Below are 23,765 nucleotides of genomic sequence, written 5' to 3'. Positions count from 1 at the left end.
GACCAGGAGACAGACAGAGGGCCAGAGGGCCAGGGGCAAGGAGCCGGGGGCGCCGCGCCCCGGCGGCCCGGGCCCGCGTCAGTCGTCCGGCGTCGTCCTCCTGCCCGACCGGCGGCGGAACACGTACGTGAGGGCCGAGGTCAGGGCCGCGACGCAGAGGCCGCCCAGGAGGGCCGGGAGGGCGATCTCCGGGCGGACGTCCCACTCCCCGGCCGCGTCCATCCCGTACGCGGCGGCCACGCCAAGGATCACCAGCCCGGCCACCAGCTTGCCCGGCTCGAACGGATGGCGGGACCGGTCGGGGGCCGCGCGCCCCGGCGAGTCACCGCACGAGTGATCAGACCGATGACCGAACCGATTCCCGGACCGATGACCGGCCCGACCACCAATCCCATGACCGAACCGACCACCAAACCCATGCCCGGCCCGATCGCCAAACCCATGACCAAACCCATGGCCGAGCCCATGGCCGAACCGACGGCCCACCCCACGACCCCACGAACGGCGCCTCATGAGCGCTTCACCTCCACCGCACCCAGCCCCATCTCCAGCTTCAGCGAGACCGTGCCCTCGGCCTTGCCGCCGCCCACCGGCTCCAGGGTGAGCCTGCGCTCCCGGTCCGGGCCGATGTCGACGTCGTGCCTGTTGCGCGTCTCGCCCGGGAGCCAGATGTCGCCGACCCCGACCTCGATGTCCAGCCTCACCCGGGCGTCGCGCGGGACCGTCACGGCCAGCTTGCCCACGCCCATCTCCACCCGGCTGGAGACCGAGCCGCCCGCCTCCAGGGGCAGCCGGTCCAGCTTCAGCTCGGCGACGCCGCCGCCCAGCTCATAGCCGTCCCGCAGCGACGCCACGGAGGTCGGGGCCCAGGTGCGGTGGGCCCAGTCGGGGGTGACGGCGTCGGGGAGGGCCGCCGCGCCCGCCAGCAGCGCGCTCGTCAGCAGCGCGAGGAACACCGTGCCGCCACCGGTCCGCCCCCAGCGGGAGCTGATCACGAGGGCGAGCCCGAAGACCCCCAGCGCACAGGCGAACCCGATCTCCAGGCTGGTGCTCAGCGGCTGCGAGGACCACCCCGCCCGCGCCCCCACCACGGCGGCGGCGACCGCCACCAGGAAGGCCCAGCCGCCGATCGAGGCCCGGTCCGGCACCCGGCGGGCCCGCTCCGCCCTCGCCTCCGCCTTGTCGTACGGGCCGTCGTCCGGCCCCCACAGATAGCCGGTCCGCGGCCCGGCCCCGGCGCCGAGCGGCCCGGTCGTACCGTCCTTGACGATCGGGTCGCGCCACCAGGACGGGCCGGGACCGCCGCGCGTGGGCGGCGCCTTGGTCTCCGGCGGCGCGTCGGCGACGGCCTGGGCCGTGGCCGCGTCCACCGCGCCCACGCTCTCCGCCTGCCGCCGGTGGTACGACCAGTAGCCCGCACCGGCCGCGGCGAGGGCGAGCATGAACGAGAAGTACATGACGCCGCCGTTGTTGAGCATCGACAGGAAGAGCCCACAGCCCACCAGCGCCACCAGCACCGCGGTCAGCCCGGGGCCCTCGACCCGGCCCGAGAGCAGCCTGCGCCCCTCGTTCTCGTCCTCGCCGTGGAACGGGATCAGCAGCCAGCAGAACCCGTACACGATCAGGCCGAGGCCGCCCGCGACGGTCAGCACCGACAGCACCACCCGGAAGATCACCGGGTCCAGATCGCAGTAGCGGCCGAGCCCTCCGCAGACCCCCGAGATCACCTTATGGTCACGACTGCGCCGGAGCGGCGTGTGTGACAGGCGGGAACCGGACGCGGCCTCGGCCTCGTCCGCCACGGTGGGTGCTTCGGTCATGCGTCCATGGTGACAACAGGGCCGTACTCGCGACATCCGGCATGCCCCTAGGTCTTCCCTGAGATCTCCCCGGGAGTCACGGCGGCTATCGTGTCGCATCGAACGTGTGCGGGGAGGGGAAAGCGGTGTCGGACGAAGGCCACCTGATAGCCGGACGTTACCGCCTGGTCGAGAAGGTCGGCCGTGGTGGCATGGGCACGGTGTGGCGCGCCGAGGACGAACTGCTGGGCCGCCAGGTCGCGGTCAAGCAGCTCCATGTCTCTCCCCACCTCGCCGAGGACGAGCTGACGACCCTGCACGAACGCACCCGCCGCGAGGCGCGCAGCGCGGCCCGCATCACCCACCCCAACGTGGTCGTGGTCCATGACGTGGTGGACCACTACGGACTGCCGTGCATCGTCATGGAGTACGTGCCCTCCACGACCCTCGCCGACCTGCTGAAGGACGGGGGACGGGTCTCGCCCGACGAGGCCGCCCGCATCGGCCGCGGCATGATCGCCGCACTGCGCGCCGCACACGCGGCCGGGGTGCTGCACCGGGACGTCAAGCCCGGCAATGTGCTGCTCGGCCCCGAAGGCCGGGTCGTGCTCACGGACTTCGGCATCGCCATGGCCACCGGCACCTCGACGCTGACCAAGACCGGCGAGGTCGTCGGCTCCATCGACTACATCGCGCCCGAGCGGGTCAGGGGCCGCAAACCCGGGCCCGCGTCGGACCTCTGGGCGCTGGGGGCGACGCTCTATCAGGCGGTCGAGGGGCGGCCTCCGTTCCGCAAGGCCACGGCGATCGAGACGGGTTACGCGATCGCCGTCGATCCGCTTGACCCGCCCCAACGGGCGGGCGCGCTCACTCCGTTGATCGAGAGCCTGCTGGCCAAGGAGCCGGAGCTGCGGCCCACGGCCGAGGAGACCGAACGGGCGCTGCGGCTCCCGGCCTCGGAGCCCGAGACGTCCACGCTGCGGCCCCCGCCGCTCGATACGACCACCACGAATCCGCCGCTCGACGCGACCATGAACCTCTCGACGCGGCGGGAGCCCGGTACGGGCACGGACCGGACCAGCGGCACGGACCGGGCTCCCGGCACGGACCAGACCAACGGCACAGACCGGACCACGGGCACGGACGCGCACGCCGCGCCGAACCCGTCCACGACATCGCCCCCGTATCACCACACGACCCACACTCCGGGCACTCCGCACGACGCGCACAACCCGCCGACCACGTCGCACGCGGCGAACGCCGCGCACAACCCGCCCACGGCCACGCCGTTCACCACGTCGACGCCGTCCTTGACCGCTCCGACGCCGGTGCCCGAGCCCGCCCCCGCTCCGGCGCGCAGGAGCCGTAAGGCGGTGTGGACCGCCGCGGCGGCCTCCCTGGCGGTCGTGGCCGTGGCGGGCGGCATCTATGTCTACGGCCTCGACCACGACAACGGCGGGGGGACCGGCGGGAGATCCTCCGCCACGGGCAACCCGTCGCCCTCCCCGCCCAAGCCGTACACCGCGCCGTCCGGCTACCACATCGTCAAGGAGAAGAAGTTCGGTTTCTCCCTCCCCATCCCCGACGGCTGGACCCGCCAGGAGAAGAACGACCCCGACGGCAACACGGTCGACCGCACCCAGGAGGTCCGCTACCTCGACTCCACCGGGCTGGCCGGTCTGCGGATCAACGTCCTGGACTTCGCCTCCGGCAACGAGGTGCAGCACTTCAAGGACCTCGAGGTCGGGTTCAAGGACAAGAGGGAGTACCCGATCTACGAGCGGCTGCGGCTCCAGGAGACGAAGTACCAGGGCATGCCCGCCGCGATCTGGGAGTTCAGATTCCGCGGCGAGGTCCGGATGTTCCGCGCGGTCGACCTCGGCTTCGGCAATGAGGGCGACAAGGAGTACGCGATCTACCTGAGCGCCCCGGACGCGGACTGGAGCACCTACCGGCCGATCTTCGACGAGGTGCGGGACGGCTTCCGCATCATCAACTGACGGACCGCGGACACGGCCCGTCCGAAGAGGCGCGCCCCGCGAAGGGACGCGCCTGCGGTGAGGGCCACGAGCCTGACGGGCCGAGCCTGACGGGCCGCGAACTACGTGAAGAGCTGCGAGCCCTGTCGGCGCCGGCGCCGGGAGATGACGACGTCCAGGGAGAGATACGGCGCCCCGGCCAGGACCAGCGGCAGCCACGCCATCAGATAGGCCAGGTCGTTGCCGTAGTAGTACGGGTCCGACTGCCAGCTGACGGTGAGCCACAGGCTCAGCGAGATCAGCGCGCCGCCGAAGGCGGCCAGTCGGGAGAGGAGGCCCACCAGGATGCCGAGGCCGACGGCCAGTTCGCCGTAGGCCATCGCGTAGCCGAAGGCGCTGGGGTCCTTGAGGCCCTGGTCGACCAGCCAGGGCACCGCCGAACCGTCCCGTACCTGGCGCATCAGCTCGCCGATCGAGCCCGAGCCCGAGTCAGCCAGGAAGGCCGAGTCGGTGAGCTTGTCGATTCCGGCGTAGACGAAGGTGACGCCGAGGAAGATCCGCAACGGCAGCAGTGCGTAACGGGCAGCCGTGGCCCTGATCCCCATGGACTGCTGCTGCCCGCCTATGCCGTTCACGCCACCCACCCCGCCCATACCGTGCACGCTGCCGCCGCTGCCCGCCGTTCCCGAACCGGCCATACGATCCGCGTGTCTCATGCCGCCCGCCTCTCCCGTCGCGCCGCCGTTTAGTTGCGCGTTCGACGAAACCATACGGAGCGGCCGACCGGAACGACTCAGTCCATAACATCGATGGGATAGCGGTTGGTCTCCGCCCCCGAGGCCGTCACGACCTGCACATCCACCCGGCCCGGCTCCACGTCCACCGGGACCGGCACGGTGAGCGCGGTGTCCGTGGGGCTGCTGAAGCCCCCGGCCACCGGGACCAGCGGGACGTGGACGTGCACCGCGCCGATGCGGACGACCAGCTTGGCCAGCCGGTCCGGGTCCTGGGCGCCCGGCGGGACGAAGCCGCTGCCGCGGATCTCGATGTCGTCGCCGGTGCGGATCGGGGCGTCGCGGTCGATGGCGCCCTCCTCGGGGAGGGCCCGTACGACGGACAGCACGGTCGGACGGCCGCCCTCCGCGTACTTCCCGGCCAGGTACATCACCACCGACACGGCCGCCAGCAGGGCCAGGCCCCACGGCACGTCGGGCAGCCGCCACGGCTCGCGGGCGAGGCGGACCGCGGTGAAGGCGAGGGCCACGGTGTGGACGACGATGTACTGCACATCGGCGAGGCTGCCGCGGCCCGCGTCATCGGTCAGCAGATCGGCGACGCGCGGGCGCACGGCCCGCGTCTTCTGGAGCCGCTGCCCCCGCACCCGGGCCGCCACGACGAGCCGTGCCAGCACCGCGGCCGCACACGTCAGCGCGGCGACCGTAAGGAGCCCGGCGGTGTGGCCGAGGGCGAGCCCGTCGGTCAGCCGCTGCCGGTCGCCGGGGGCCACGGCCAGCTCGACGCCGAGCACCAGCACCGCGAAGACCGCGAACAGCAGCCAGGCGGCGGCGACGGTACGGGAGGTGGAGAGGCGGTTGTCCTCGCCGACGAGCGGGGCGAGCGGGCCGCCGTCCGCGCGGTGCAGCCGGGCGGCCAGGGTCAGCAGCGCGGCGGTGACCACGGCGGCGGTGAGCCCGGCCGTCCGCGCGACCGACCAGCCCGCGCCGATCGCAGTGGCCAACTGGGCGATCAGCAGCGCCCCGGCCGCGCCCCACACCACGAACACCGTGCGCAGCCACACCCGATGGCGCCAGGCCGAGGTCTCGGCGCGGCCGCTGTCGGCCACCGAACGGGCCGCGTGGGCCAGTTCGTCCGAGACCCACTGCCTGGACGCCCCGGCCGAGTGGGCGAGAGCCTTGGGAAGGCCCTCTCCGGCCGCGAAACGCTCCCGTAGGGCCACGAACGTGGCCACGGCCCTCCGGTGGCCCTCACGGGCCCCCTGAGGGCATTCACAGCCCTTGTGGCCGTGCGGGTGCCCATGGGGGCGCTGTCCCTCTGCCGTCGTGGCGTTCTCCGCCTGTTCCACCGCCACGCGGGTCGCTCCGTCGTTCACTCGTTCCGCACGGGACCGCGGGTTCCCACGGCACCGCCCAACTGACATGTGTTGAGAGGGGATTGTGCCGCACCGCGGAGGGTGTCAGCTCAGCAGGTCCGGCTCATCGCGGGTGATCTGCAGATACAGAGGTTGATAGTTGATCCACGCCACAAGATCGTTCCCCAGCTGTTCGCGCGTCCGCATCGCGTCGGCGTAGTCGATGGGCACCGGCTTGCCCGACGCCTTGGCGGTCAGCTGCACCTGGGCGGCCCGCTCCATCGTGATGAACCACCACGCCGCCGCGTCGACCGAGTCCCCGACCGTCAGCAGACCGCGATTGCGCAGGATGAGGGCCTTGTGGCCGCCGAGCGCCACGGCGACCGCGCGCGCCTCGTCCTCGTCCACGACGACCCCCGTACTGCCCCCGTGGACCGCGTGGTCCTCGAAGAAGGCGCAGACCTCCTGGGTGATCGGCTCCAGCGGCTCACCGAGCGCGGCCAGCGCCCGGCCGTGCACCGAGCGGCTGTGCGCGACGGCCACGACGTCCGGCCGCGCCTGATGCACGGACGAGTGAACGACGAAGGCCGCCTGGTTGACGTGGGAGCGCCCCTCGACCACCTGGCCCGCCTGATTGACGAGGAGCAGATCGCTCACGGTGATGTGCCCGAAGGGCACGCCGAACGGATTCACCCAGTAGCAGTCGGTGAACTCCGGGTCCCGCACGGTGATGTGGCCCGCGACCCCCTCCTCGTACCCGTACCGCCCGAACAGGCGCAGCGCCGCGGCCAGCCGCTCCTTGCGGTAGCGGCGCTCGTCATGGGGGGAGGTGTGCTGCGGGGGCATGGTGAACCGCAGCTGGTCGGTCGGTATCGGGGTGGGGGTCTGCGGCTGGTTCGTCATCGGCAGCTCCGCTCCTCTGGTGTGCTGGAGCGGAAGCTACCTCTGGGTATCGCAGGAGGCCAGAGTCAGGGCCTACGGCGATGAATCGCGGTGAGGTCGATCTCGATGTCGAACGGGAGGGTCAGGCGGAGCTTGTTGTGGTAGATGCCGGTGGGTTGGTACGCCTTCACGGCGGGGTCGAGTTCGTAGACGTAGACAATGGGAAGACCGCCGTCCTCCTCCACCCGCCAGAAATGCGGAATGCCGACGCCCGCGTACTTGCGTGGCTTGACCTCGCGGTCGCGCTCCTTGGAGTCCGCTGACATCACTTCGATGGCCAGCACGACGTCCTCCGGCCCGTACCAGGTGTCGAGGGGCCCGGCGTCCGCTCCGGCCCGGAGGACCAGCACATCGGGTTCCAGGCGGTTCTTGTAGTCCAGCTTGACCGTCATTTCCCGCATGACGTCCAACGAGTCCGATGCCTGCTCCACCAAGGCGTTCTCAAACAAACACAGGGCACGCATGTGAAAAAGGGGCTGCGGACTCACGAGGACGAGACTGCCGTCGATCAGCTCCGTGTGCGGAGGAAGATTCGGAAGCCGGTCGAGGTCGTCCGCCGTCCAGCCGCCCTGCGGCGGGCGGGCCCACTCGTACTGCTCGTCCAGCTCGTACTCGCGTGCGGCGCTCATGATTGCTCCCATGAGACGGAGTCTCGCCTCTGCGCACAAAGTACCCAGCGCAAACGCCGTCGCCGCCACCCAAACGTATGAGCGACGGCGTCGGCGTTTGACGATCAGCTGACCATCCGACCCGGAGGGAGCGCGGCGGTCACTCCCACTCGATGGTGCCGGGCGGCTTGCTGGTGATGTCCAGCACCACCCGGTTCACCTGGTCCACCTCATTGGTGATGCGGGTCGAGATCCGCGACAGCACGTCGTACGGCAGCCGCGACCAGTCCGCCGTCATCGCGTCCTCCGAGGAGACCGGGCGCAGCACGATCGGGTGGCCGTAGGTGCGGCCGTCGCCCTGGACGCCGACCGAGCGGACATCGGCGAGCAGGACCACCGGACACTGCCAGATGTCGCGGTCAAGACCAGCGGCGGTCAGCTCCTCACGGGCGATGGCGTCGGCCTCGCGCAACAGGTCCAGGCGCTCCTTGGTGACCTCGCCGATGATGCGGATGCCCAGGCCCGGGCCCGGGAAGGGCTGGCGGTGGACGATCTCGTCCGGCAGGCCGAGCTCCTGGCCGACCATCCGCACCTCGTCCTTGAACAGCCGGCGCAACGGCTCGACCAGCTGGAACTCGATGTCGTCTGGCAGCCCGCCCACATTGTGGTGGGACTTGATGTTGGCGGTGCCGGTGCCGCCGCCGGACTCCACGACATCGGGGTAGAGGGTGCCCTGGACCAGGAACTCCACGTCCTCACCGGCCGCGCCCGCCTCGGCCACCAGCTCGGCCTGCGCCTGCTCGAAGACCCGGATGAACTCCCGGCCGATGATCTTCCGCTTCTCCTCGGGGTCGGACACCCCGGCGAGCGCCGTAAGGAACCGCTCCTCGGCCTCGACGACCTTCAGCTGCACCCCGGTGGCGGCCACGAAGTCCTTCTCGACCTGCTCGGACTCGCCCTTGCGCATCAGCCCGTGGTCCACGTACACGCAGGTCAGCTGGTCGCCGATGGCCTTCTGGACGAGGGCGGCGGCCACGGCGGAGTCCACACCGCCGGAGAGCCCGCAGATCGCGCGCTTGGTGCCGACCTGCTCCCGGATCGCGGCCACGGACTCCTCGACCACATTGGTGGTGGTCCAGGTGGGCTCCAGACCGGCGCCCCGGTAGAGGAAGTGCTCCAGCACCTGCTGGCCGTGGGTGGAGTGCATCACCTCGGGGTGGTGCTGCACGCCGTACAGCCTGCGCTCATCGCATTCGAAGGCCGCGACCGGCACCACATCGGTGGACGCGGTGACGGTGAAGCCCTCGGGGGCCCGGGAGCAGGCGTCGCCGTGCGACATCCACACCTGCTGCTCCTCGGGGGTGCCCGCGAAGAGCGTCGAGCCCTGCTTGGTGACGGTGAGCGCCGTACGGCCGTACTCCCGCGCCCCGGTGTTGTCCACGGTGCCGCCGAGCGCCGTGGCCATCAGCTGGAAGCCGTAGCACATGCCGAAGACGGGGACGCCCGCCTCGAAGAGCGCGCGGTCGAGCGAGGGCGCGCCCTCGGCGTAGACCGACGAGGGACCGCCGGAGAGGACGATCGCCCTGGGGTTCTTGGCGAGCATCTCGGCCACCGGCATGGTGGACGGAACGATCTCGCTGTAGACCCGGGCCTCACGGACCCTGCGGGCGATGAGCTGGGCGTACTGCGCGCCGAAGTCGACGACCAGGACGGTGTCGGGGGCGGCAGCAGGGGACGCTGATGGCACTTCGGCGGCCTTCCGGCGGTGGTGGCGTGCGGTGGAACGGGACTGCGGCGGGGGCCACGGCATCGGGGCGGGGACCGCAGGTTTGGACTTTCGATTCTAACGGGACCATAATCGGCGCCATGTCCACGCGCATGACCTTCGTCTTTACCTATGGCACCGGCCCGTCCGGCTGCCATGGTCGTGCTGCGTAAACACTGACAGCGACTTCCCAGGCGCCCCGGGCCGGCAAAGGCCCGGGGCGCTCTGTTCTCCTCACCGGGTCCCACCGGATTCCAGGGCTCCGCGACACGGACCAGGAGATACGGACATGAGCAGCAGCGTTTCGGCCACGGAGGCCAATGAGGCCACGGAAGCCACGGAAGCCACTGAGGCCGCGAAGGTGATCGGCACCGCGCGGCAGCGGATCGACGCCCTCGACGGGCAGATCCTCGATCTCGTCCGGGAGCGGATGGCCGTCTCGGCCACCGTCCAGGAGGCACGGATCGCGGCGGGCGGGCGGCGGGTGCACCTCTCCCGCGAGATGGAGATCCTCGACCGCTACCGGCAGCGGCTGGGCAAGCCCGGTACGACCCTCGCCATGACGCTGCTGGAGCTCTGCCGGGGCCGGGTCTGAATCCCTTGATGAGTGAGCGAAGGGCCCCGGGGACGCCCGAACGGGGCGGGCGCCCCCGGGGCCCTAGGCGGTCAGCACCGGCGTCAGGGCAGCGCCGGTGCTGAGAGGCGGCGCCGGGGGGTTGCGCCGCTGGCTTTCGGGGCCCGTATGTCAGGGGTGGCTGAACGGCGTACGCCCGCGTGGTCGGACCAATGTCGGGGTGTGACCGGGGGCGTTTTCTCCCTCAGCATCGTGGTGGATGCGGAGCGCCGGGCGCAACCGTTTCGACCGGATGCGGTCGGCCCCGGGCGTCCCCGGGGCCGACCGTCCTTGAGTGGTGACCGGGCTGCTGTCCCCTGCCGACCGGTCACCTCGCCGAAGCGAGGTCCCACGACGGGCCGCCTGAATCACCACAGGGACCGCGTCTCATCGCCGCGGCGGATCTGAGCCACGCGTGGATTTTCCGGGCCGCTCCTGGCTGGCGCGGCACCGGGCACAACGAGCCCGCGCGCGGGCCGGTCACGCGCCGTACGGGTGATGACATGCGAGACAGGGCACATATTGCGGATTCTGTGACCATTCCGTGAGCAGCTGTGAAGGCAACCTTTCGGCCATGCGCCCGGTCATGTACGTGCAAACGCACGGGCCATCCCGCGCCCCACCGCGACGGCCTTCCACACGCGTATCGCCCCATGGGGATGCGTACGGACCCAGAGAGGTCTTCATGAAGCTTCGCCGCGCCCTGGCGGCCGCCGCAGCGACGGCCGCCATAGCCCCCGCCGCGCTTCTCGCGGCGCCCGCTGCCTTTGCGCAGACGCCGGGCGGGAGCCCGTCGCCGTCCACCTCCGAGACCACGCCGTCGCCGGAGGACCCGTCGCCGTCCGAGACCGCCCCGGACGACGGGACCACGCCGACCACCCCGGCGCCGTCCACGAGCGCCACCCAGGCGCCGACCCCCGGCGACCCCTCTCCCACGGGCACGCCGACCGAGACCGCCAGCCCGACGCCGACCCCGACGCCGACCCCGACGCCGACCGGGGGGCCGGGCGACGACGAGTGCGCGGACGACGGGGACTACAACGAGGACCCGGAGCTCAGCACCGCCCTGGTCGGCCTGCCGTCAAAGGTCGTGGCGGGCAGCGGCTTCCACGGCTTCAGGTTCCAGGTGAAGAACGCGTCGGACCGCGCCTACCAGCGGGTCGACTTCGGGCTCTTCGCGGGCACGGTGCACGAATCCGCCCCGGACGGGACGGGCAGGTATCTGACGCTGCAGTACAAGGACCCCGAGTCCGGCGCCTGGAAGGCGATCTCCACCGACGAGGACGACCCGGGCTCCGGCTACATCGGCTACACCGATGTGCGCCCCCACGAGACCCTTACGGTCGACCTCCGGCTGAGCGTCGCCAAGAGCGCGCCCGAGGGCTTCGGTTACGCCATCAGCGTCGGCGTGTACGCGGACGACGAGGGCAACTGCGTCTACTCGACCGGTGAGTACTACGAGTTCGACGTGGTGAAGGCGGGTTCGGAGCCGGGCGATGTGCCCCCGGCCGACCCCAAGCCGCAGGGTGGCGAGAAGCCGCTGCCGCACAAGCCGGAGGGCGACACGGCGATCAGCCCGCAGGGCAGCCTGGCCGAGACGGGCTCCTCCTCCGCGCTGCCCGTGATCGCGGTGGTCGGCGGTGTGGCGATGGCCGCCGGCGGAGGCGCGGTCTTCGTGGTCCGCCGCCGTCGCGCCACGGTCTGACGGCCCTTGCGACGGTTCTGAGGGGCGCCGTACGGACCGGTCTCCGGTCCGTACGGCGCCCGCCCCGGCACTCAGGCGCTGTGGCGCTCAGGCGTGCGGCGGGACCTTCGGCACCGGCAGCAGCGGGAGCCTCAGGGCCCCGAAGGCGTCCGCCGGGACGGCGGGGCTGCGCGGCGGAACGGGCCGCAGGCGTTCGTACGGCGCCTCCGGGGCCGGGCGCGGGTCGGACTCGCCCTTGTTGGGCCACAGGGACATCGCCCGCTCGGCCTGTGCCGTGATGGTCAGGGACGGGTTGACGCCCAGGTTGGCCGAGACGGCGGCGCCGTCGACCACATGGATGCCCGGATGGCCGTAGAGCCGGTGGTATGGGTCGATGACGCCCTCCTCCGGGGACGCCCCGATCGGGCAGCCGCCGAGGAAGTGGGCGGTCAGCGGGGTGCCCATGAGCTCGCCGACGTTGCTGCCCGCGAAGCCGTTGATCGAGTCGGCGATGTGGCGGGCGGCCTCGGCGCCTTCGGGGATGTGGTCGGGGTTGGGCTCGCCATGGCCCTGGCGGGCGGTGAGCAGCCCCTTCCCCGGCCCCTTCGGCTTGCGGTAGGTGGTCAGCGAGTTGTCGTGGGTCTGCATGACCAGGCCGATGATGGTCCGCTCCGACCAGCGGCGGTTGGACAGCGAGCGCACCGCCAGGGTGGGGTGCCGGAGGTTGGCGCCCAGGAAGCGCAGCCAGCGCGGCACACGGCCGCCGTGGGGGATCTGCAGGATGGAGAGCATCCCCATCGCGTTGGAGCCCCTGCCGTAGCGGACGGGCTCGATGTGGGTGTTCCCGTCCGGGTGGATGGACGAGGTGATCGCGACCCCCCGGGTGAAGTCCGCCCGTTCCTCCCCGCCCCGCGCACGGCGGTAGCGGCGGTCGGTGGTCTGCGCGCCCACCAGGGCCTCGGAGTTGGTGCGGGTGAGGATGCCGAGCCGCTCGGAGACGCGCGGCAGCAGCCCCTTGTCCCGCATCGTGTGCAGCAGCGTCTGGGTGCCGTACGTACCGGCGGCGAGGACGACGTACCGGGAGCGCAGCGCCTTCGGTTTGCCCTTGCGGCGGTTGTCGGTCGGGACGGTGGTGACCGTATAGCCGCCGTGCGGGTCGTCGCACAGGGCGACGACGGTCGTCATCGGGTGGACCACGGCTCCGGCCCGCTCGGCGAGGTGGAGATAGTTCTCGTTGAGGGTGTTCTTGGCGCCGTGGCGGCAGCCGGTCATGCACTCACCGCACTCCGTGCACGCCTTGCGGGACGGGCCCGCACCGCCGAAGTAGGGATCGGGGACGGCCCCGCCCGGCGCGGCCTTCGTGGTGCCGTCGGCGTCGTGGCCGTCGCCGAAGAAGACCCCCACGGGCGCCATGTGGAAGGTGTCGCCCACGCCCATCTTCTCGGCGGCCGCCTTGAGGTGGACATCGGACGGGGTGAGGGTGTGGTTGAGGCGCGCCCCGAGCATCCGCCGCGCCTGGTCGTAGTGCGGGCCCAGCTCCTCCTGCCAGTCGGTGATGTGCCCCCACTGGCGGTCCCGGAAGAACGGCTCGGGCGGTACGTAGAGGGTGTTGGCGTAGTTGAGCGAGCCGCCCCCGACCCCGGCGCCCGCCAGCACCATGACCTTGCCCAGGACGTGGATGCGCTGGATGCCGAAGCAGCCGAGGGCCGGGGCCCAGAGGTAGTTGCGGAGGTCCCAGGAGCTCTTGGGCAGGGTTTCCGGGGTGAATCGGCGGCCCGCCTCGAGGACGCCGACCCGATAGCCCTTCTCGGTCAGGCGCAGGGCCGATACCGAGCCGCCGAATCCCGAGCCGATCACGATCACGTCATAGTCGAAGTCACCGTCACCGTCGTCGGCGTGGTCGTGGACGTGGGCATCGGCGTCGGTGCTGGCCTCGGGATCGCTGGCGAAGTGCTCGTCGCGGCCGGGCTCTTGTGCCCGCTTTTGGGCAGACTTCTCCCCTGACACTGGTACCTCCCTTGAAATGTGCTGGTCAGCGCAGGCGCAGTGCCTTGAGCGCACGCAGGCTGCGGGTCATGAAGTCCGCGTATTTCTCATCCGTCATCCCGAAGGCCGGGCCGAGCGGCATCAGCCGCTGCTGGGCCACCGTCTGCGGTTCGGTGAACCTGAGGATGCCCTCGGAGCCATGGCGGCGGCCGAGTCCGGAGTCGCCCATGCCGCCCATGGGGGACGCGACGCTGCCGAAGGCGGCGGCGTAGCTCTCGTTGAGGTTGACCGTGCCCGCGCGCAGCCGGGTGGCGATCGCCCGGCCGCGCCGGGCGTCCTTGGTCCAGACGCTGGCGTTCAGACCGTAGGACGTCGCGTTGGCGCGCTCGACGGCCTCGTCCTCGTCGCGGAAGCGGTAGACGGAGACGACCGGGCCGAAGGTCTCCTCGGCGCAGACGGCCATCGGGGACTCCACGCCGTCCAGGATCGTCGGCTCGTAGAAGTACGGGCCGATGTCGGGGCGGGCACGGCCGCCCGCGAGCACCGTGGCGCCCTTGGATACGGCCTCGTCCACATGGCGGGTGACGGTCTCCAGCTGGCGCTCCGAGACGAGCGAGCCCATCTCCGCCCCGTACGCCAGGGCGGTACCGAGCCGCATGGCCTTCGTACGGGCCGCGAAGCGCTCCAGGAAGTCGTCCGCGATCGACTCGTGGACGTACAGCCGCTCCATGGAGATGCACAGCTGTCCGGCGGAGGCGAAGCTGCCGCGCACCGCGCCGTCGACCGCGCGGGCGAGGTCGGCGTCGCGCAGCACCAGCATGGCGTTCTTGCCGCCGAGTTCGAGGGAGCAGCCCACCAGTCGGGCGGCGGCGGCCTGGGCCACCTCGCGGCCGGTGCGGGTGGAGCCGGTGAACGCGACGTAGTCGGCGCGTTCGACCACGGCGGGGCCGACCACCGGGCCGTCCCCGATCGCGATCTGCCACACCCCGGCCGGAAGTCCGGCCTCCACCATCAGCTCGCGCGCCCACAGGGCGGACAGCGCGGTCTCGGTGTCGGGCTTCATCACCACGGCGTTTCCCGCCACGAAGGCGGGGATCGCATCGCCCACGGAGAGCTGGAGGGGGTAGTTCCAGGGGGCTATGAGGCCCACGACCCCGCGCGGCTGGCGCAGTTCGGTGACCTTGGTGAGGGTGGGCACCGCGCCCAGATGTCCCTTGGGGCGCAGATACGCGGGCGCCTTACGGCCGTAATGGCGGGCCACGATGGCCACGCCCTGGACCTCCTCCTGGGCGTGCAGCCGGGTCTTGCCGGTCTCCAGCTGGATCAGGTCCAGGATCTCCGGCTGGCGGCGCAGCAGCAGATCGTGGAAGCGGAGGAGGACGGCGGCGCGCTTGCGTACCGGGGTCGCGGCCCAGGCCCGCTGGGCGGCGCGGGCGTTGTCGAAGGCGGTGGCGACGTCCTCGGGGGTGGACTCGGGCAGGGCGGCGGCGAGCACTTCCCCGGTGAACGGCGTGTGGCTGACGGTGGTGCCGCTGCCGCCGACGCCCCGGGTGAGCCGGGTGATCAGCTCCGGGGTGACGACGTCGGCGGCGGTGCGGGGGCCTTCGGGGGCGACCGGATTGCCGGTGCTGCCGGTGCCGCCCTGCGTGATGTGCGAGTCCGTCATGGGGGCGAGAGTAGGCCCGCCCGACGGCTTTGGGTACCCGGCGGTAACAACTTTCGCCGCGCGCCCCCGCGGGTCGGCCGTGGGCGGTTCCGCCACCCAGGGCGGAACCGCCCCGCTCCCTCAGAGCTGGTGGATCTTCAGATTCCGCACGATCTGCTCGTAGAGCTTCTGGCCGTCCTCATGGGCGTCACCGTCGGCGGGCATGGTGACCGTCAGATCCCAGGCGACCTTGGCCTTGTTCATATAGAGGTGGTCCCGCTTCACATACCGGATGGGGTTCTTGTTGCTGCTGGTGCCGTACGGCAGATAGGAGGTGGTGACGTCACTCGCCTCCTTCCCCTGCTGCTTCGCCCCGGCCTTCTCGCTCTTGGCCTCCTCGACCGTCGCCTCGCCGCCGTCCTTGTAGAAGGCGACGATCTGGTCCGCCGCCGCGTCGAGGTTCGCGGGGTCGTCCTCGCCGTCGGGGGTGGAACGCCGCAGCGAGACGGTGAAGACACCGCTGGGGTCGTAGTACGTGACCAGCGGGTTGTCCGAGTCGCTGTCGTCCTGGACCCGCCGGTACTCGCCCGGCACGGCCAGGGACGCGCCCACGACATCGCGCTCCTCCCGGACCGACCAGCGCGCCGGCAGCCCCTCACCGGAGAACGGCTTCATAACGGTGAGCACCAGGGCGGCCGCCACCACCAGCACCACACCGCCCAGCCCGAGCTGGGCCTTACGGTTCTTGTGCAGGATCGGCGGCACGAAGCGGCTGCCCGCGGACTGCCCGCCGCCCATCGGGTATCCGGCCGTCGCGAGCATGGTGGGCACCGGCTGCGGCTCCCGCGCCGCCTCCTCCAGGGCCCGCCGCACCTCGGGCGCCGCCGGGCGCATCGCCGCGTCCTTGCGCAGCAGTTGCATGATCAGCGTGGCGAGCGGGCCGGTGGCCCGCGCGGGGACCTGCGGTTCGGAGCCGAGTACGGCCTGGAGGGTCGCGGGGGCGTGGGAGCGGCGGAACGGGGACATGCCCTCGACCGCCGCGTACAGCACGACGCCGAGCGACCACAGGTCGGACTCAGGGCCCGGCCGCTGCCCCAGCACCCGCTCGGGCGAGATGAACTCGGGCGAGCCGACGAAGCCGCCCGTCTCGGTGAGCCGCTGCTCGCCCTCGATCTGCGCGATGCCGAAGTCGGTGAGCACCACCCGGTCGCTCCGGCCCAGCAGGACGTTGTCCGGCTTCACATCGCGGTGCAGCACCCCCGCCTCATGGGCCGCCGCCAGCGCGCCCAGCACGGCGAGGCCGATCCGGGCCGCCTCGCGCGGATCCAGCGTGCCCTCCATCAGCCGGTCGCCCAGCGACTGGCCGCGCACCAGCTCCATCACGATCCAGGGGCGGCCGTTCTCGACCACCACATCGTGGACGGTGACGACGGAGGGGTGGTCGATCCGGGCCGCGGCGCGCGCCTCGCGCTCCATCCGCTGATAGACGGTCTGCCGCTCGCGCTCGGGGAGTTGGTCCGGGACGCGCGGCTCCTTGACCGCGACATCGCGGTCCACGATCTGGTCGTGCGCCCGCCAGACGGTGCCCATACCGCCGTGGCCGAGGCGGGAGACGAGCTGGTAGCGGCCGCCGATGAGCCGCCCGCTGTTGGGGTCCTGCGCGGCGGTCAGGTCTTCGGCGGGCCGGTCTTCAGCAGGCTGGTCTTCGGCAGGCCGCTGTCCGGCGGGCGGCTGGACGCCGCCTCGCGGATCGGCGTACTGCGTCGGCTCGTACGCACCCCGCGACGGCCCCGCCGCTCCGGCCTCCCGGCCCGGCTGCTCGGGCGCCTCATGCGCCCCGGGCGCCTCGGGCGGCGGCTGCGGCGCCGGCACCTGGGCGGCCGGCGCGTGCGGTGGCCGCAGGCTGTAGCTGGTGGGCTCGTTCGCCCGTCCCCCGTCGTTCGTCATAGGCCCATCATTACCCAGGGGGCGGTACCGCTGTGGAGGCACCGTGGGCGCTCGTGACAAAGCCGTTGCGACGTCGTTCAGTTCGGCGCGCCGGGGTACGAGAACGTTTTGGTGGCGATGTCGAAATGCCGCTTGCCCTGGGATTTCTCCCCCACGGGTGCGGATAGCCACACGTCATACATTTTGCCGTTTTCGTTCCAGCTCAGGTCGTATGTCTGCCGTGAACCGCCGTCGTCGGCCGAGCCGTTCCAGATGAACGCCCACAGGGCGGCGGGCTGGCCGTTGTGCTCGGTCTCGATGACCTGGCCGCTGCGGTAGCCCGGATAGTCCTGCGGGCCCTTGTCGTCCGCCTTAAGGCTGAGCTCGAACGGGCTCTGGGCGCTCTGCAGCTGGACGTGGATCCCGATCCGGAACTCCATACCTGGCGAGTTGTAGTAGACCCGCGGCGGCTTGTACTCGCGGGCGAACCCCTTGGGCACGGCGAGCGAGAAGCCGAGCGGGTCCGTGACCCGCTCATAGCCCTCGGGGATCCGGTCCGACGGATTCGCCGTGGAGCCGGAGTCCGTCGCGGGCCGCTGCGGCGCCTTCTCGGAGCCGCCCGGGCTCCGGTCGGCGCCCTGGCTGCTACGCCCGCCCCGCTTCTCGTCGCCGTCACCGCCCCCGTTGTGCAGCAGCGCCACGACACCCGCGCTGGTCCCGGCGAGCGCGACCACCGCGGCGGCCGCCATAAGGACGACACGACGGCGCCCGCCACGGCCGGAACGGGACCCGGCGGCGGAGGCGCCCGGGGCGGCGGACGCGGCCGGGGGCCCCGAAGCGGGGAACGGCGCGTGGGAGAACTCCGGAGACGGCGGCCGCACGGGCACGGACGCCGACGAACCGCGGCCGTCCGGCCCGAACGGCGCGCCGGGCTGGGTCGGGGTGTACTCCAGCGGAATCTCCGGAGTGTCGCCCACCTCCCTGGCCATCAGCAGCATCCGCTCGACCTCTTCGGCGGTCAGCCGCTCCTCCGGCGCCCGCCGCAACATCCCCTCGATGACCGGCTTCAGGGGGCCCGCCGCCTCCGGCACGTGGATCTCGTCGAAGACGACGGCGTGCAGCACCCCGGCCAGCGACTCGCGGTGGAACGGTGATTGGCCCTCCACCAGCGTGCAGAGCAGCACCCCCAGCGACCACAGGTCAGACTCCGGCCCGGTGCGCCGCCCCGACATCCGCTCCGGCGCGGTGTATTCGGGCGAGCCCACGAACGAGCCGGTCTCGGTGATCGTGGTGGACCCGGTGACCTGCGCGATCCCGAAGTCCGTCAGCACGACCCGGCCGGTGGCCGACTCCATCAGCACATTGGCGGGCTTGATGTCGCGGTGCAGCACCCCGCGCGCGTGCGCGGCGCGCAACGCGCCCAGCAGCGCGGTCGCGATCCGCCCCGCCTCACGCACCCCGACGGGGCCGTCCGCGCCCAGCCGGTCGGCGAGCGAGAACCCGTCGACCAGCTCCATGACGATCCAGTCGCAGTCGTCGTCCTCGATCACATCGTGGAGGACGATCACGTTCGGATGCTTGATCTGGGCGACGGTCCGGGCCTCGCGCAGGGTGCGCTCGCCGCGCAACTGCGAGTCGAAGGCCGTGAGCCCGTCGTCCATGTGGAGCTCCTTGACCGCGACATCGCGGCCCAGCAGCTCGTCGACGGCCCGCCAGACCGTGCCCATTCCGCCGCGTCCGAGCCGTGTCGCCAACCGATAGCGGTTGGCGATAAGGCGGCCTTCTCCCCCGGTACCCATGGGCTCATCTTGCCTCACTCCCCCGGCGCCCCCGAACACCGGACCACCGACCCACCCCCACGGGCGATTGAGCTCGGGCGCGCCATACGGAAGTCTGAGTTCCGCCGATGTTAAAGGGGCGGACCGCGGCCGCCCCCATCGGGTACCTCTGCGCTTCCGGTCCAGAGGGCTCACCGGCGAGTGAGCCGAAGGGGCGCGTCGCTGCCGAAAGGGAGAGCGCGCGCAGGGCCCGAGGAACGAGGACCCGAGCACGGTTGACCGTCGACAGGGGGCACCCCCAGCGGTAGCTGGGGGAGGCTGAAGCGCCCCGGAGGCGAACCGAGCCCTCAAAAAAAGGGGGCCGCCCCGTGGCGGGGGTCCACGGGGCGGCCAGTCGGAGTGGGACAGGAACGGTCAGCCAGTGACCTTCCATGTCCGGGAATCGCTCAGCAGCTTCCGCAGGGCCGGGTCCTTCACCGCATCCGTGGTGTCCGTCGCCTTCGCGGTGACCTTATGGGTCGCACCGTCGCCCGGGACGCCCAGTTCCGCCGGGGTGACGCTCGTCTTGCCGTTCGCGGTGGTGACCTCCGCCCCGTCCACGTACCACGTCAGCGACGCGCCCTTGGGCACGTCCACCTCGATGCCCGCCGACCGCTTGACGGCCGTCGCGGTGGCCGTACGGCTGCTGAGCGCGCTGGCGTGGCGGTAGAAGCCCGCGATCATCGCCTCGCGGCCGGGGAGGCTGAACTCCCGCCCCAGGGTGCGCATGATCGAGTTGTCCGTGGGGCGGTTGATGCCCTTGGGGTAGTAGCGGCCGCCCTCGTAGGCGCCGACCGTGCCGCCGTCCGGCGAGGTCTGGCCGATCCAGCGGTACCACTTCTGCTGCTGGGCGGTCAGCTCCGCCGCGCTCAGCTTGGTGGCGTTGGACTCTTCGGGCTCGGCTCCCGTGTAGGTGCCGTACTCCGGGTAGAAGTACTCATCGGCCAGCTTGCCGAGCGAGTGGCCGGTCTCGTGGACCGCGATCTGGTCGGAGTCGGCGTGGTCGGAGGAGGCGGTGGCGATGCCGTCGTAGCCGACCTGCGAGGTGAGGGTGTAGCCCGCGCCGCCGTACTTGGTGGAGTTGGACAGCACGACCACCAGATCGGCCTGCGGCGCCTTGGCCGCGTACGACTCGACCTTGGCGGTGTCGACGCACAGCAGCCGCTCGATGTCGTCGCACCAGAAGTACGAGCCGAGGGCGGTGTCCTTGACGACGTCCTTGGACGGGTCGCCGGAGACGCCGGACTGGTTGGAGACGGCGTCCACGGTCCAGACGTTGAAGAGGTCCTGGTACGAGGCGTAGGGCTGCACGGCGGACATCTGCTCCCACTTGGAGCGCGCGTCGGCGTGGAAGTCCTCCTGCTGGCCCGAGGTGTAGCCGTCGCCGATGAAGACGACGTCCAGCTTGTCGGCCGTGGTGCCGTTCTCGACGACCGAGCCGACCTCGCCGTCGGCGGCGGCCTCCTTGGCGGACAGGGGACCGGCGGCGCGGGCCAGCCGCTCGGGGGTGGCGGCCGGGACCTCGGTATGGCGGGGGTGGCCGCCCGGGCCGGTGAAGTACTCCACGTCCAGGGTGCGCTGCGCCGAAGCGGCGTCGGCGTGGGCGGCCGGGCCGGACGCGCCCGGCGACGCCGTGGCCGAGCCGGTCGACGCCGTGGCCGAGGCGGTCATGGCCGCGGCCGCCGCCAGGGCGATGCCTCCGGCGACGGCCGCGGTGCGCAGGGGGTTGCGGCTGCGTATGCGGCTCCGTATGCGTCTGCGCACGGTGACTCCCGTAAGTCCTCGCTATAAGCGGCCAGTTAAGCAGGATTAATTCGCCGCTCAACCTAAGGGGTCCGGGTGTCGGGGGCAATGGGAATTAGGGAAGTGGCTAGGAAATCGGACACCGCACAACCCCGCGGCGCGCTCCCCGCTCACCCCCGCCCTTCGGCCCGCTCGACGCCGCCCGAACCGCCGCTCAGCCCCTCCCCGCCCAACGCCCCCGGTCACCCCCTCCCGTCGCGCGCCAGCCGCAGCAGCCGGTCCAGCACCCGGCGGCCCCCGGCCCGGATCCCGTCGTGCTCGAACTCGTCCGTCACCCAGGTGCGCAGGCCCCGGATCGCCCGCGCGGTGGCCAGGGAGTGCTCCGTGTCCACGTACAGGTCGTCGTGGTAGATCACCGCGGCCACCGGCACGGTGTTACGCGCCAGCCGCTCGGTGTCGTACAGCGGGCCCCAGCCGGTGCGCGCGGCGAGCAGTTCGGCGGTGCGGGCGAGCGGGCGCAGCGCCGCGTGGGTGTCCAGCATCCAGGGGTGCACCGTCTCGCCCGTAAGGAGCACGGGACGGTCCTCGGTGACCGCCTTACCGGCGTCGAACGCGGGGAATTCGGCGCGGACCCGCTCCGCCGCCCAGTCGGTGGCCCGGCCGTCCTGGGCGTAGATGGACTCCAGCAGGAGGCTGAAGAGCGGGATGGCGGCGCGGGAGAGGACGGCCGCCACCTGCTCGCGGAAGGCGTCGCCCAGCCGCGGCCCGTCGGCGGTGGGCACGAACGCGTCCTCCAGGAGGTAGTGCAGCCGGTGCGAGCCGTCGCCGGTGCCGAGCAGGAAGCCGAGCTGCTGGAGGGCGGGGACGGTGAGCCGGGTCCCGTCCGTCAGGACCTCCTCGTGCTCGGTCAGGTGCCGTACGAGGGCGTGGACGGTGTCCGCGTCGCCCGGATAGCGGGCGTAGTGGGCGAGGGTCTTGCGCTCCATCCGCGGATAGGCGGTCCGGTAGACGGCGTCCGCGTCGGTGCCGGGGTCGATCGCGGGCAGCCCGCCGGCCAGCAGCAGCGCGTCCAGCCCCTCGGGCGCGTGGGACAGATAGCTCACGGCGCAGAAGCCGCCGAAGCTCTGGCCGAGCACGGTCCACGGGCGGTCGCCCAGGAGCCGCTGCCGGATCAGCTCGCAGTCGCGGACGATCGCGTCGGCGCGGAAGTGGGAGAGGTACCCGGCCTGTTCCCCGGGCCCGCCGCGCAGCGGCAGCGTCTGGCGGTTGGCCGGGGTGGAGCGGCCGGTGCCGCGCTGGTCGAGCAGGAGCACGCGGTATTCGTCCAGCGCGCGGTCCAGCCAGCCGGAGCGGCCCACCGGACGGTCCGCGCCGCAGCCGGGCCCGCCCTGGAGGTAGAGCAGCCAGGGGAGCCGTTCGCGCTCGGCGGCGGATTTGCCCGCGGCGACGACCTCTCGTGCGTAAAGCCGGATCAGCTCGCCCTCGGGAGCCTTATGGTCGAGCGGTACGTCGAAGTGATAGTCGGCGAGGAGCAGTTCCGGCTGACGGACGGTCGTCACGGCGCCCGGCCCGGCCGGTACCGCTGTGCTTGCCTGCTGCATCCTTCAATCCTCACGTTAAATGGACTTAGCCCGGCGATTAAGTTACCGCCGGGGAGAAGAGGGCACGGTGGCCGACAGAAGCGCCGGTGACGGGCGGACGGCGGGAACGGTGACGGGGGCGGCCGGGGCGGAGTCGACCGCCGAGATAGGGCGCCGGGTGCTCAGGCTGCGTACCGAACGCGGCTTCACCCAGCGGCAGCTGGCCGAGCCCGCCTACACCGCCGCCTACGTCTCCACCCTCGAGGCCGGAAAGGTGCGCCCCTCGGAGGCCGCGCTGCGCCATCTCGCCGACCGGCTCGGCGTCAGCTACGAGGAGCTGACCACCGGCCGCTCACCGCGCGACGCCACCCGGCTGCGGGCCGCCCTCACCGACGCCCGGCGGGCGCTGGCGACCGGCGCCGCGGAGGACGCCGCCGGGCTCTTCGAGGAGGTGCGCCGCGAGGCCGAGCGGCTGGGGTTCGCCGAGGAGCGCGCGGCGGCCCTGCTGGGGCTCGGCGACTGCGCGCTGGAGACCGGCGAACTCACCGTCGGCCGCGACCACTTCGAGGCCGTGGAGCGGCTGCTCGCGGGGGAGCCGCTGCCCCGCCGGATCCCGGCGATCCGCGGCCGGGCCGTGGCCCATCTCCTCGCGGGCGAACTGCGCTACTCCTGCTATCTGCTGGAGAGCGCCATCGACGAGCTCAACGCCTCGGGGCTGCACGATCCGTACGCGCTGCTGCTGCTCTACACGGCGGCCATCGCGCCCTATATGGACATGGGGGCGCACGCCCGTGCCGTGCGCGCCGCCGAGTTGGCGCTCGCGCTGGCCCCCAGCGTGGACGACCCGGGGCTCATCGCCCGGATGCACCGCGGAGTGGCCCGCACCCTGATCGCCGAGGGCCGGACGGCCGAGGCCGACGCCTCCCTGGCCAAGGCCCAGGAGCTGTACGAGCAGCTGCGCATCCACACCGACCTGGCGCACTGCCACTGGATGCGCGGCTATGTGCACGCCCAGGACGGCAATCTGGAGCGGGCCGAGCGCGAACTGCGCACCGCCCGCGACATGCTGGCCTCCAAGCGCGCCGCACTGTTCACCGTGCAGGTCGAGGTCGAGCTGGCGGACGTGCTGCGCCGTCGCGGCCGTACGGCGGACGCCGAGGCCCTGCTGCTACCGCTGCTGGCGAGCTCCCCGGCCGTGGCGGAGGCCGTGAACACCGCCGGGAAACCGGGCGAGGCGTTGGGCGAGGCCGCGTCGGACGAAGCCGGACCGGGCGAGGCCGGGCTGACCGCCGACCGCGGCGCGGTCCACGCGGGCGGCGCCCACCGGCTGCTGGGCCTGATCGCGGACGAACGGGGCGACGCCGAGGCCGCGGAGGAGCACTACTGCGCGGCGCTGTCCCTGCTCGAACGCACCGGCGCCGCGGGTGACCTGGCCGACCTGTGCCGGCTGCTGGGCGATCTGCTGCGCAGGGAGGGCCGTCTGGAGGCCGCGATGGACGCCTACCGCACCGGGCTCGGCCACCGTGCCGCGCCCGGCACCACCACCCTGGGCCCGGCCCCCGCCGAGCCCCCCATGTGAGGCGTCCACC

The 23,765-nt window shown here is 72.1% G+C and carries 17 protein-coding genes; 4 read left to right on the top strand and 13 right to left on the bottom strand.

Going from position 1 to position 23,765, the window contains the following annotated elements:
• Positions 1-78: 78 nt before the first annotated feature.
• On the bottom strand, positions 79-252 hold the full coding sequence (locus tag VT50_RS01425) for a hypothetical protein (RefSeq protein ID WP_240528994.1): 174 nt from the start codon (positions 250-252) through the stop codon (positions 79-81).
• Positions 253-509: 257 nt separating this feature from the next.
• A complete protein-coding gene (locus tag VT50_RS01420) occupies positions 510-1,820 on the bottom strand; it encodes a PspC domain-containing protein (RefSeq protein ID WP_046090722.1) in 1,311 nt (436 codons plus the stop codon).
• Positions 1,821-1,945: 125 nt separating this feature from the next.
• On the opposite strand from VT50_RS01420, the gene VT50_RS01415 reads away from it, so the two are divergent.
• Positions 1,946-3,799 (top strand): protein kinase domain-containing protein, encoded by a 1,854-nt coding sequence (locus VT50_RS01415; RefSeq protein WP_046090721.1) that lies wholly within the window; start codon positions 1,946-1,948, stop codon positions 3,797-3,799.
• A 101-nt stretch (positions 3,800-3,900) separates the two neighbouring features.
• Here the strand turns inward: VT50_RS01415 and VT50_RS01410 are convergent, their stop codons facing one another.
• From VT50_RS01410 to guaA, 5 genes are all read right to left on the bottom strand, one after another.
• Positions 3,901-4,431 carry a DoxX family protein gene (locus VT50_RS01410; protein WP_420822163.1) on the bottom strand — a complete coding sequence of 177 codons (531 nt, stop codon included), beginning with the start codon at positions 4,429-4,431 and terminating at the stop codon, positions 3,901-3,903.
• Between the two features lie 140 nt (positions 4,432-4,571).
• Positions 4,572-5,867: a hypothetical protein gene (locus VT50_RS01405; RefSeq protein ID WP_075200582.1), complete on the bottom strand. Its 1,296-nt coding sequence runs from the start codon at positions 5,865-5,867 to the stop codon at positions 4,572-4,574.
• A gap of 105 nt (positions 5,868-5,972) precedes the next feature.
• Positions 5,973-6,770 (bottom strand): class II aldolase/adducin family protein, encoded by a 798-nt coding sequence (locus VT50_RS01400; protein ID WP_046090719.1) that lies wholly within the window; start codon positions 6,768-6,770, stop codon positions 5,973-5,975.
• A gap of 65 nt (positions 6,771-6,835) precedes the next feature.
• Positions 6,836-7,438, bottom strand: coding sequence for a Uma2 family endonuclease (locus tag VT50_RS01395; RefSeq protein ID WP_046090718.1), 603 nt, complete (start codon positions 7,436-7,438; stop codon positions 6,836-6,838).
• A gap of 139 nt (positions 7,439-7,577) precedes the next feature.
• On the bottom strand, positions 7,578-9,164 hold the full coding sequence (gene guaA, locus VT50_RS01390; protein ID WP_046090717.1) for a glutamine-hydrolyzing GMP synthase: 1,587 nt from the start codon (positions 9,162-9,164) through the stop codon (positions 7,578-7,580).
• 307 nt (positions 9,165-9,471) lie between these two features.
• Here guaA and VT50_RS01385 point away from each other — a divergent pair, with 307 nt between their 5' ends.
• The gene (locus tag VT50_RS01385) at positions 9,472-9,777 is read left to right on the top strand and encodes a chorismate mutase (RefSeq protein WP_046090716.1); all 306 of its coding nucleotides are present in this window, start codon (positions 9,472-9,474) and stop codon (positions 9,775-9,777) included.
• A gap of 703 nt (positions 9,778-10,480) precedes the next feature.
• The gene (locus VT50_RS39905) at positions 10,481-11,500 is read left to right on the top strand and encodes an LAETG motif-containing sortase-dependent surface protein (protein ID WP_107424692.1); all 1,020 of its coding nucleotides are present in this window, start codon (positions 10,481-10,483) and stop codon (positions 11,498-11,500) included.
• An 87-nt stretch (positions 11,501-11,587) separates the two neighbouring features.
• On the opposite strand, the gene VT50_RS01370 is transcribed toward VT50_RS39905, so the two are convergent.
• The 6 genes from VT50_RS01370 to VT50_RS01345 all read right to left on the bottom strand — a co-directional run bounded on the left by VT50_RS01370 (position 11,588) and on the right by VT50_RS01345 (position 22,197).
• A complete protein-coding gene (locus VT50_RS01370; protein ID WP_046090731.1) occupies positions 11,588-13,339 on the bottom strand; it encodes a GMC family oxidoreductase in 1,752 nt (583 codons plus the stop codon).
• Between the two features lie 172 nt (positions 13,340-13,511).
• Entirely contained in the window at positions 13,512-15,131 is a 1,620-nt protein-coding gene (locus VT50_RS01365; RefSeq protein WP_046090715.1) for a succinic semialdehyde dehydrogenase, read from the bottom strand.
• Between the two features lie 120 nt (positions 15,132-15,251).
• Complete coding sequence (locus VT50_RS01360) at positions 15,252-17,057, bottom strand: serine/threonine-protein kinase (RefSeq protein ID WP_046090714.1); 1,806 nt, start codon at positions 17,055-17,057, stop codon at positions 15,252-15,254.
• A gap of 77 nt (positions 17,058-17,134) precedes the next feature.
• Positions 17,135-18,835, bottom strand: a complete 1,701-nt coding sequence (locus VT50_RS01355; RefSeq protein ID WP_046090713.1) for a serine/threonine-protein kinase — start codon at positions 18,833-18,835, stop codon at positions 17,135-17,137.
• Between the two features lie 393 nt (positions 18,836-19,228).
• Positions 19,229-20,617, bottom strand: coding sequence for a M64 family metallopeptidase (locus VT50_RS01350; protein WP_078841023.1), 1,389 nt, complete (start codon positions 20,615-20,617; stop codon positions 19,229-19,231).
• A 221-nt stretch (positions 20,618-20,838) separates the two neighbouring features.
• Positions 20,839-22,197 carry an alpha/beta fold hydrolase gene (locus VT50_RS01345; RefSeq protein WP_046090712.1) on the bottom strand — a complete coding sequence of 453 codons (1,359 nt, stop codon included), beginning with the start codon at positions 22,195-22,197 and terminating at the stop codon, positions 20,839-20,841.
• A gap of 67 nt (positions 22,198-22,264) precedes the next feature.
• Between VT50_RS01345 and VT50_RS01340 the strand changes: the two genes are divergently transcribed.
• The gene (locus VT50_RS01340; RefSeq protein WP_420822159.1) at positions 22,265-23,755 is read left to right on the top strand and encodes a helix-turn-helix domain-containing protein; all 1,491 of its coding nucleotides are present in this window, start codon (positions 22,265-22,267) and stop codon (positions 23,753-23,755) included.
• Positions 23,756-23,765: the final 10 nt, after the last annotated feature.

The sequence above is a fragment of the Streptomyces antioxidans genome (genome assembly GCF_000968685.2).
GTDB lineage: Bacteria > Actinomycetota > Actinomycetes > Streptomycetales > Streptomycetaceae > Streptomyces > Streptomyces antioxidans.
Note: the sequence above shows the minus strand (reverse complement) of the source record. Positions and strands in the feature narration are given on the sequence as shown.

Coding starts and splice junctions, on each gene's coding strand:
- VT50_RS01395 (WP_046090718.1), bottom strand. CDS start 7,438: ATGAGCGCCGCACGCGAGTACGAGCTGGACGAGCAGTACGAGTGGGCC.
- VT50_RS01355 (WP_046090713.1), bottom strand. CDS start 18,835: ATGGGTACCGGGGGAGAAGGCCGCCTTATCGCCAACCGCTATCGGTTG.
- VT50_RS01400 (WP_046090719.1), bottom strand. CDS start 6,770: ATGACGAACCAGCCGCAGACCCCCACCCCGATACCGACCGACCAGCTG.
- VT50_RS01420 (WP_046090722.1), bottom strand. CDS start 1,820: ATGACCGAAGCACCCACCGTGGCGGACGAGGCCGAGGCCGCGTCCGGT.
- VT50_RS01345 (WP_046090712.1), bottom strand. CDS start 22,197: ATGCAGCAGGCAAGCACAGCGGTACCGGCCGGGCCGGGCGCCGTGACG.
- VT50_RS01365 (WP_046090715.1), bottom strand. CDS start 15,131: ATGACGGACTCGCACATCACGCAGGGCGGCACCGGCAGCACCGGCAAT.
- VT50_RS01360 (WP_046090714.1), bottom strand. CDS start 17,057: ATGACGAACGACGGGGGACGGGCGAACGAGCCCACCAGCTACAGCCTG.
- VT50_RS01410 (WP_420822163.1), bottom strand. CDS start 4,431: ATGGGCGGGGTGGGTGGCGTGAACGGCATAGGCGGGCAGCAGCAGTCC.
- VT50_RS01385 (WP_046090716.1), top strand. CDS start 9,472: ATGAGCAGCAGCGTTTCGGCCACGGAGGCCAATGAGGCCACGGAAGCC.
- VT50_RS39905 (WP_107424692.1), top strand. CDS start 10,481: ATGAAGCTTCGCCGCGCCCTGGCGGCCGCCGCAGCGACGGCCGCCATA.